An 8589-nucleotide genomic window follows, 5' to 3' on the forward strand; every position below is an offset into this window, starting at 1 on the left:
CTGCCGCGGCGTGCAAGGACGCCGGACCGGACGTCCTGTTCGTCAAGGGCGCCGAGCAGAACCGCGCCAAGCAGATGTGCACCGGGTGCCCCGTGCGTGCCGAGTGCCTCTCCGAGGCCCTCGACAACGAGATCGAGTGGGGCGTCTGGGGCGGCATGACCGAGCGTGAGCGCCGTGCGCTGCTCCGCCGTCGTCCGAACGTCACCTCGTGGCGCTCGATCCTCGAGGCCGCCCAGTCCGGCGCCGTCCCGGTCGAGGTCTCCCGCACCGCCTGACGTCACTTCGCTCGGCCTGAGCGTCTGGGCGTGTGCTCAGGCGGTCAGGTGGTCCGGGACAAGAGCGAACCGATGGTCCGGAGACCGTCGAGGTCGTGGACGTCGGTGGGCAGCGCGGGCACCGCGATGGTGGGCACCGAGGGGTGCGCCGCGGCGAAGCGACGTCGCAGACGGTCCTCGCGCTCACGCACCCGTCCCAGCGACGCGTGCACGTGCAGCAGGCCGGCGACGCGCGCCGACGTCTCGTCGCCGTCACCCTCGAGCGCCCGGGCGGCCACCTCGGCACCGTCGGGGTCGAGGTCGCCGGCCACCTCGGTGACCCGGTTGACCACCAGGCCGGCCAGCGGCATCTGCTCGCCGCTCAGCCGGTCGACGAAGTAGGTGGCCTCGCGCATCGCGTCCGGCTCGGGCACCGCCACCACGCAGAACGCCGTGCCCGGCGCCTTGAGCAGCGCGTACGTCGCCTCGGCGCGCTGACGGAAGCCGCCGAAGAGCGTGTCGAACGCCGCGATGAAGGTCTGGACGTCAGTGAGGACCTGGGCGCCGAGCACCTTGTTGAGCGCGCTCGTGACGATCCCGAACCCCGCCGAGAACAGCCGGGCCGGGCCGCGGGCCGGGGCCAGCAGCAGCTTGATGAAGCGTCCGTCCAGCAGCGACGACAGCCGCTCGGGCGCGTCCAGGAAGTCGAGCGCCGACCGCGACGGCGGGGTGTCGACGACGATGAGGTCCCAGCGGGCGCCTGCCGAGCCGTCGGCCTGCTCGCCGTAGAGCTGGCCCAGCTTCTCCATGGCCATGTACTCCTGCGTGCCCGCGAACGAGCTCGACAGCGCCTGGTAGAAGGGGTTGTCGAGGATGGTGCGGGCCTTGTCGGCCGTCGCGTGCGCCTCGACCACCTCGTCGAAGGTGCGCTTCATGTCGAGCATCATCGCGTCGAGCGAGCCGGTGCCGCCCACGCCCTCGACCGGGCGCGGCACGTTGTCGAGCTCGGTGAGGCCCATCGACTGGGCGAGCCGGCGGGCCGGGTCGATGGTGAGGACGCAGACGCGCCGGCCCTGCTCGGCCGCACGCAGCGCGATCGCCGCGGCGGTCGTCGTCTTGCCCACGCCGCCGGAGCCGCAGCACACGACGATCCGGGTGGCCGGGTCGCCGATCACGCGGTCGACGTCGAGCGGGGTGGCCGTGGTGCCACCGCCGTCGCCGCGCACGGTGCGGTGACGGTCGGGGGTGCGGCGCTGGGGGCTCATGGGTCCACCTCGGTGCCGACCACCGCGGTGAGGTGCTCGGCGAGCTCGTAGAGGGCGCCGACGTCGACGCCGTCGGGCAGGAACGGCAGCTCCACGACGGGCTGCTCGCCCTCGTCGAGGACGCTGCGCTGCGCGTCCTGCAGGTCGAGGCGCTCGGCGTGGGCGCGGCCCTCGTCGAGCAGCACCGCCGCGACGTCGTCGGCACCGGCCACGGACGCGCGGCCGAGACGCTCGGCGACGTCGGACGCGTCGAGGTCGCCGGCCTCGAGGGCCTTGCGGGCGGCGTCGTCGAGGGGCGAGGTGCGCACGAGGTTGACCAGCACGTGACCGACCGGGAGCCCGGTGGCGGTGAGCTCGGCGACGCCGTCGAGGGTCTCCTGCACGGGCATCTCCTCGAGCACGGTGACGAGGTGGACCTGGGTGCGGCGCGAGTGCAGCAGCGACATGATCGAGTCGGCCTGCTTGCGGATGGGGCCGACCTTCGCGAGCCCGGCCACCTCGGTGTTGACGTTGAGGAACCGGGTGATCCGGCCGGTGGGCGGGGCGTCGAGCACGATCGCGTCGTAGACGTGGCGGCCGTCGTCGCCCCGGCGCTTCTCGGCCTCGTAGACCTTGCCGGTGAGCAGGACGTCGCGGACGCCGGGTGCGATGGTCGTGGCGAAGTCGATGATCCCGAAACGGTCGAGCGCCTTGCCGGCGCGACCGAGCTTGTAGAACATGTCGAGGTACTCGATCAGCGCGGCCTCGGGGTCGATGGCCAGCGCGTGCACCTGCCCGCCGCCGCGTCCGACGGCGATGCGGCGCTCCTCGTAGGGCAGCGGCGCGAGGTCGAACAGCCGGGCGATGCCCTGGCGGCCCTCGGCCTCGCAGAGCAGCACGCGGCGACCGTCCGAGGCCAGCGCCATCGCCAGCGCCGCGGCCACCGTGGTCTTGCCCGTCCCGCCCTTGCCCGTGACGACGTGCAGCCTCGGTGGTGGGGTGGTCACCTCCTCAGGCTAGTGGGGTCGGCACCGCCCTGCCGTCCGGCCGGCCACCGTTAGAGTCCGGTCCATGACCAAGTGGGAGTACATGACCGCGCCCGTGCTGGTGCACGCGACCAAGCAGATCCTCGACAACTTCGGCCAGGACGGCTGGGAGCTGGTCCAGGTGGTGCCGGGGATGAACCCCGAGAACCTCGTCGCCTACTTCAAGCGTCCCGTCGCGGGCAGCTGATGAGCACCCCCGAGGAGCGGCTCGCCGAGCTCGGGCTGAGCGTGCCGGACGTCGTGCCGCCGGTGGCGTCGTACGTCCCGGCCGTGCGCTCGGGTCAGTACGTCTACGTGTCGGGCCAGCTGCCCATGCGCGACGGCGTGCTGGTGGCCGAGGGGAGCGTCGGCGACGACGTCACGCCCGAGCTGGCCACCGAGTGCGCCCGTCAGAGCGCGCTCAACGCCATCGCCGCCGTCCGCTCGCAGGTGCCCGACCTGTCGGCGGTGGTGCGCGTCGTCAAGGCCACCGTCTTCGTGGCGTCCGCCCCGGGCTTCACCGGCCAGCCGCAGGTGGCCAACGGTGCGAGCCAGCTGTTCGGCGACGTGTTCGGCGACGCCGGCGTGCACGCCCGCAGCGCGGTGGGCGTCTCGGCACTGCCGCTCGACGCCCCCGTCGAGGTCGAGCTCGTGGTCGAGGTCGCCGGCTGATGCACCGCCAGCGCCTCGACGTCAGCGACGCGATCAGGGCGCGGATCGCCTCGATCGCGGCTGGCGACGTCGAGGCCGCGGTGCCGCGCCCGGCGTCCACGGTCGTGCTGCTGCGCGACGGCGACGCCGGGCCCGACGTCTACCTGCTGCTGCGCCGGCGCTCGATGGCGTTCGCGGCGGGCGTCCACGTCTTCCCCGGCGGCGGGGTCGACGAGCGCGACGCCGAGCCGCTGCCGGGCTGGCACGGCCCCGACGCCGCGTGGTGGGCCGAGCACTTGGGCTGCGACGTCGACGCCGCGCACGCCCTGGTGGTGGCCGCGGTGCGCGAGACGTTCGAGGAGTCGGGCGTGCTGCTCGCCGGCACGGACGGCGCCCACGTCGTGCCCGACACCACCGGTGAGGAGTGGGAGGCCCACCGGCACGCGCTCGTCGAGCACGAGCAGTCGCTGGCGGCCGTCCTCGCCGCGCACGACCTCGTGCTGCGGGCCGACCTGCTCTCGCCCTGGGCGCACTGGATCACCCCCGAGGTCGAGCCGCGTCGCTACGACACCTTCTTCTTCGTGGCCGCCCTGCCCGAGGGGCAGCGCACGCGCGACGTCTCGACCGAGTCCGAGCAGGTGCGCTGGGTGCCGCTCGCGGACGTCGGCCCCGACCTCGCGATGATGCCGCCCACGCGCATCACCTGCGAGCAGCTCGGCGCGTTCACCACCGTGGACGACGCGCGCGCCGCGGCGGTCGGACGTCGCGTCCCGGTGGTGGCGCCGCACATGGTGCTGGAGGGTGACGACGTCTACCTCGTGCGCGACGAGACCTGACGCGGGAGGGTGGTGCGATGAGCGAGCGGTGGGACGGCGGGGCCGTCGGCGAGCGGGCGGTCTGCGTCCGCGAGGACAACCCGGGCGTGATGACGCTCGAGGGCACCAACACCTGGGTGCTGCGCGAGCCCGGTGGTGAGCGGTCGATCGTCGTCGACCCCGGAGAGGGGGACGAGGCGCACATGCGGGCCGTGCTTGAGGTCGCGGCGCCCGTCGCGCTCGTGCTCCTGACGCACCGGCACGACGACCACCGCGGGCTCGCCGCCGCGCTGGCCGCCGACCAGGGATGCCCCGTGCGGGCGACCGACCCGGCGGAGTGCGTCGACGGGCCCCCGCTGGTCGACGGCGAGGTGATCGAGGTCGACGGCCTGGAGGTCGTGGTGGTGGCCACCCCGGGCCACACCTCGGACTCGACGTCGTTCCTCGTGCCCGGCGACGGCGCCGTGCTGACCGGCGACACCGTGCTGGGACGCGGCACCACCGTCGTCGCGCACCCCGACGGCGTGCTCGGGCCCTACCTGGACTCGCTGGAGCGCCTCCTCGGCAAGGCCCGCAGCGGGCTGGTCAGCCTGCTTCCCGGGCACGGCCCGGTGGTCGAGGACCCGGTCGCGGTGCTGGAGCACTACCTCGCGCACCGAGCCGAGCGCCTGGAGCAGGTGCGCGCCGCGGTGGCCGGTGGCGCCACGACGCCGCGCGCCGTCGTCGAGCAGGTCTACGCCGACGTCGACGAGTCCGTGTGGCCCGCCGCCGAGCTCTCCGTCGCCGCCCAGCTCGACCACCTCGCCGCCGGCGGCTGACCGCTCTCGTCGATTACCACGGTCTCCTGGTGAACGGTCGCGAACCACGGCATGTTTGCCACGGTTCGCGACTGTTCACCAGGAGAACCTGGTAAACGCGGGACGGGTGGGACGAGTCAGCGGGAGCGCTTGGAGAGGCGCTCGGGGTCGATGATGACGACCGAGCGGGGCTCGAGGCGGAGCCAGCCGCGCATCGCGAAGTCGGCGAGCGCCTTGTTGACGGTCTCGCGGGAGGCGCCGACCAGCTGGGCGAGCTCCTCCTGCGTGAGGTCGTGGTGCACGTGGATGCCGTCGTCGGCCTTGCGCCCGAAGCGGCTCGACAGGTCCATCAGGGCCTTGGCGACGCGGCCGGGGACGTCGGAGAACACCAGGTCGGCGACGACCTCGTTGGTGCGACGCAGGCGTGCGGCCAGCTGGTGCAGCAGGGCGCGCGAGACGTTGGGGTGCTGGACGAGCCACTTGGTGAGCTCCTCGTGACCGAGGCTGCCCATGTCGACGTCGGTGACCGCGGTGGCGGTGGCCGAGCGCGGGCCCGGGTCGAACAGCGAGAGCTCGCCGAACATCTGGCCGGGGCCGAGGATGGCGAGCAGGTTCTCGCGGCCGTCGGCCGAGGTGCGTCCGAGCTTGATCTTGCCGTCGGTGACCACGTAGAGCCGGTCGCCGGAGTCGCCCTCGTGGAAGAGGACCTCGCCGCGGCGGATGGTCAGGCTCGTCATGGACGAGCCGAGCGAGGCCGCGGCCTCGTCGTCGAGACCGGAAAACAGGGGTGCTTGACGAAGCACGTCGTGGTCCACGAAGTCTCCTTGGCCGTGGCCCGCTGGCGGCGGACCGTCCGTGTCGCACCGGCACCGCCGGCGCCTGTGGTGTGCCTCTCAGTCTGTCCTATCGCGTCGCCAAAGGCGAACGCTTCCCGTCGTGGCGCGCCTCGCCCTCCCCGCGATCGCGACCGGTCGTTCGGCGCGGCGCGTGTCGGTGGGCCCCATTACTGTTGGTCCGGTGCCGACCCCGACCGCCGCGAGCAGCCCGCCGCCGACGTCGCTGGTGAGGCGTGCCCGCAAGATCGACCGCGTCCTGGCGCAGACCTACCCCGACGCCAAGGCCGAGCTCGACTTCGACGGCCCGTTCCAGCTGCTCGTCGTCACGGTGCTGTCGGCGCAGACCACCGACCGGCGCGTCAACGCCGTGCGGCCGGTCCTGTTCGACGCCTACCCCGACCCCGTGGCGATGGCCGGTGCCGACCGCGAGCGGCTCGAGGAGATCCTCAAGCCCACCGGGTTCTTCCGGGCCAAGACGCAGTCGGTCCTCAAGCTCAGCGCCGACCTCGTCGAGCGCTTCGACGGCGAGGTCCCGCCGCGTCTGAAGGACCTCGTGACGCTGCCCGGCGTCGGCCGCAAGACCGCCAACGTCGTGCTCGGCAACGCGTTCGGCGTCCCGGGCATCACCGTCGACACCCACTTCGGACGCCTGTCGCGCCGCCTCGGCCTCGTCGACGCCGAGACGTCGAAGGACCCGGTCAAGACCGAGCACGCCGTCGGGGCGCTGTTCCCCAAGCGCGACTGGACAATGCTCAGCCACCACCTGATCTGGCACGGCCGCCGCGTGTGCCACGCCCGCAAGCCGGCGTGCGGCGCCTGCCCGGTGGCGCGCTGGTGCCCGTCGTTCGGCGAGGGACCCACCGATCCCGACGAGGCCGCGAAGCTGGTCAAGACCGAGGGCCGCGCATGAGCCGAACCCGCGTCGCGGGCGTGCTGCTCTCGGCGTCGGTGCTGCTGCTCGCGGGGTGTGGAGGCGACGACGAGCCCACCACCGCACCCACGTTCGGTGGCGGCGGGCCCACGGCCGGCGAGGCCGACGTCGACACCCCCGCCCTGCAGGCGCTCCGGTCCGAGGCCGGGCTGGACGACTGCCCGGCCACGGACGCCTCCGCCACGCCCGCCCCCGCGGGCGCCGACGGCGTCAGGCTCCCCGACGCGTCCCTCGACTGCCTCGGTGGCGGGTCGCCGGTCAGCCTGGCCGCGCTGCGCGGCACGCCCACCGTCGTCAACCTGTGGGCGTCGTGGTGCGAGCCGTGCCGCGACGAGCTCCCCGTCCTCGCGAGCCTGCACGAGCGCGCCGGCGACCGCGTCCGGGTGCTCGGCGTCGACTACCAGGACGCCGACCCTGCCGCCGCGCTGCGGCTCGCGGGGTCGTCCGGCGTCACCTACCCCTCGGTGGCCGACCCCGACGGCGCCCTGCGCGACGCCCTGCGCGTCGTCGCCCTGCCGCAGACGGTCTTCGTCGACGCCGACGGATCCGTGACGGCCGTCGAGCGGCGTCCGTACGACACCGAGGCCGACCTCGACGCGGCGGTCGAGGAGCACCTCGGGGTGACGCCGTGAGCGTCGAGCCGTCCGTCCTCGCGGGGCTGCCGGACTGGCTGCACCCGCTCGCCGAGGGAGTGTCCGAGGTCGAGGACCTCCACCTGTCGCCGCGGCTGCCCTCCCCGCCCGCCGACGCGCGCCAGTCCGCCGTGCTCATGCTGTTCGGCGAGGGCGAGCGCGGCCCCGACCTGCTCTTCACCGAGCGCTCGGCGCGGATGCGCTCGCACGCCGGGCAGGTGTCGTTCCCCGGTGGCCGGCGCGACCCGGGCGACGTCGACGAGGCCGCGACCGCGCTGCGCGAGGCGCAGGAGGAGGTCGGGCTCGACCCCGCCGCCGTCCACGTCTTCGGCGACCTCCCCCCGCTGTGGCTGCCGCCCAGCAACTCCGCGGTCACCGTCGTGCTCGGCTACGCGCCGTCCAGCACGCCCGTGCACATCGCCAGCCCGGCCGAGGTCGCGTCGGTGTTCCGCACGCCGCTGGCCGACCTGCTCGACCCCGAGCGACGCTTCACCGTCCGCGGGCCGTCGGGCTGGCGCGGCCCCGGCTTCCGCGTCGGCGACGGGCTGACGCTCTGGGGCTTCACCGCGGGCGTCGTCGCCCGTCTGTTCAGCCACGTGGGCTGGGAGCGCGAGTGGGACCAGTCGCGCCTCGAGCCCTACCCCCGGCCCCCGGCCGGAGCCCGACAGGAGAACCAGTGAACGTCCTCGACATCGTCCTCGTGGTGGCGGTGCTGGCCTACGGGCTGTCCGGGTACTGGCAGGGCTTCATCGCCGGGGTCGCCGCCACCATCGGGCTGCTCGCCGGTGGCGCGCTCGGCATCCTGGTCGTGCCGACCGTCCTCGAGGACGCCGGCGACTCCCTCAGCACGGCGCTCATCGCGCTGTTCTGCGTGCTGCTGCTCGCCGTCGTCGGGCAGGCCATCGGGTCGTGGATCGGCGGCATGCTGCGCCAGGGCATCACGTGGAGCCCGGCGCGGTCGGTCGACGCCGTGGGCGGTGCCGTGCTGTCGATGGCGGCCGTGCTCGTGGTGGCGTGGGCGCTCGGCTACGCCGTCAGCGGCGCCCAGATCCCCGGCGTGTCCAACGCGGTGCGCGGGTCGTACCTGCTCGGCAAGGTCGACGGCGTGATGCCCGGGCAGGCCGACCGGGCCCTCGGCGCGTTCAACCGCATCGTCGACTCCAACCTGTTCCCGCGGTACCTCGAGCCGTTCGCCCAGGAGCAGATCACCCCGATCCAGGAGCCCGACCAGGCGGTGCTCGCGCGCCGCGGCGTCGAGCGGGCGCAGCGCAGCGTCGTCAAGGTCGTGGGCCAGGCGCGCTGCAACCGGGGCATCGAGGGGTCGGGCTTCGTCTACGCACCCGACCGGATCATGACCAACGCGCACGTCGTCGCCGGCGTCGACAACCCGTTCGTCGCGGTGGG

Annotated in this window: 11 protein-coding genes and 1 pseudogene; 9 read left to right on the forward strand and 3 right to left on the reverse strand. The window is 73.9% G+C overall.

The annotated features are described in order from the left end of the window. Positions 1-35 precede the first annotated feature (35 nt). Positions 36-275: a WhiB family transcriptional regulator gene (locus ACI6PP_RS22115; protein WP_421113899.1), complete on the forward strand. Its 240-nt coding sequence runs from the start codon at positions 36-38 to the stop codon at positions 273-275. 44 nt (positions 276-319) lie between these two features. Here the strand turns inward: ACI6PP_RS22115 and bagB are convergent, their stop codons facing one another. Further along, positions 320-1519: an ArsA family ATPase gene (bagB, locus tag ACI6PP_RS22120; protein WP_421113888.1), complete on the reverse strand. Its 1200-nt coding sequence runs from the start codon at positions 1517-1519 to the stop codon at positions 320-322. Continuing rightward, positions 1516-2505 (reverse strand): ATPase BagA, encoded by a 990-nt coding sequence (bagA, locus tag ACI6PP_RS22125; protein WP_421113889.1) that lies wholly within the window; start codon positions 2503-2505, stop codon positions 1516-1518. The genes bagB and bagA overlap by 4 nt, the downstream gene beginning before the upstream one ends. A 58-nt stretch (positions 2506-2563) precedes the next feature. Here bagA and ACI6PP_RS22130 point away from each other — a divergent pair. From ACI6PP_RS22130 to ACI6PP_RS22145, 4 genes and pseudogenes are all read left to right on the forward strand, one after another. Next, positions 2564-2731: pseudogene (locus ACI6PP_RS22130) on the forward strand (DUF4177 domain-containing protein); the annotation flags it as partial. Next, complete coding sequence (locus tag ACI6PP_RS22135; protein ID WP_421113891.1) at positions 2731-3195, forward strand: RidA family protein; 465 nt, start codon at positions 2731-2733, stop codon at positions 3193-3195. The pseudogene ACI6PP_RS22130 and the gene ACI6PP_RS22135, both read left to right, overlap by 1 nt. Continuing rightward, positions 3195-4010, forward strand: coding sequence for an NUDIX hydrolase (locus ACI6PP_RS22140; protein WP_421113892.1), 816 nt, complete (start codon positions 3195-3197; stop codon positions 4008-4010). Before ACI6PP_RS22135 ends, ACI6PP_RS22140 begins: the two co-directional genes overlap by 1 nt. Positions 4011-4027: 17 nt before the next feature. After that, positions 4028-4807 carry an MBL fold metallo-hydrolase gene (locus tag ACI6PP_RS22145; protein ID WP_421113893.1) on the forward strand — a complete coding sequence of 260 codons (780 nt, stop codon included), beginning with the start codon at positions 4028-4030 and terminating at the stop codon, positions 4805-4807. A 116-nt stretch (positions 4808-4923) separates the two neighbouring features. On the opposite strand, the gene ACI6PP_RS22150 is transcribed toward ACI6PP_RS22145, so the two are convergent. Then, a complete protein-coding gene (locus ACI6PP_RS22150) occupies positions 4924-5601 on the reverse strand; it encodes a Crp/Fnr family transcriptional regulator (protein ID WP_421113894.1) in 678 nt (225 codons plus the stop codon). A gap of 202 nt (positions 5602-5803) precedes the next feature. Between ACI6PP_RS22150 and nth the strand changes: the two genes are divergently transcribed. From nth to ACI6PP_RS22170, 4 genes are all read left to right on the forward strand, one after another. Further along, positions 5804-6532: an endonuclease III gene (gene nth / locus ACI6PP_RS22155; RefSeq protein ID WP_421113895.1), complete on the forward strand. Its 729-nt coding sequence runs from the start codon at positions 5804-5806 to the stop codon at positions 6530-6532. Next, positions 6529-7185, forward strand: coding sequence for a TlpA family protein disulfide reductase (locus ACI6PP_RS22160; protein WP_421113896.1), 657 nt, complete (start codon positions 6529-6531; stop codon positions 7183-7185). The genes nth and ACI6PP_RS22160 overlap by 4 nt, the downstream gene beginning before the upstream one ends. After that, positions 7182-7865: an NUDIX hydrolase gene (locus ACI6PP_RS22165; RefSeq protein ID WP_421113897.1), complete on the forward strand. Its 684-nt coding sequence runs from the start codon at positions 7182-7184 to the stop codon at positions 7863-7865. The genes ACI6PP_RS22160 and ACI6PP_RS22165 overlap by 4 nt, the downstream gene beginning before the upstream one ends. After that, positions 7862-8589, forward strand: a 728-nt coding sequence (locus ACI6PP_RS22170) for a CvpA family protein (RefSeq protein WP_421113898.1), incomplete at its 3' end; no start/stop codon positions are given. The genes ACI6PP_RS22165 and ACI6PP_RS22170, both read left to right, overlap by 4 nt.

The organism is Solicola agrisoli (assembly GCF_049059935.1).
GTDB lineage: Bacteria > Actinomycetota > Actinomycetes > Propionibacteriales > Nocardioidaceae > JAURVT01.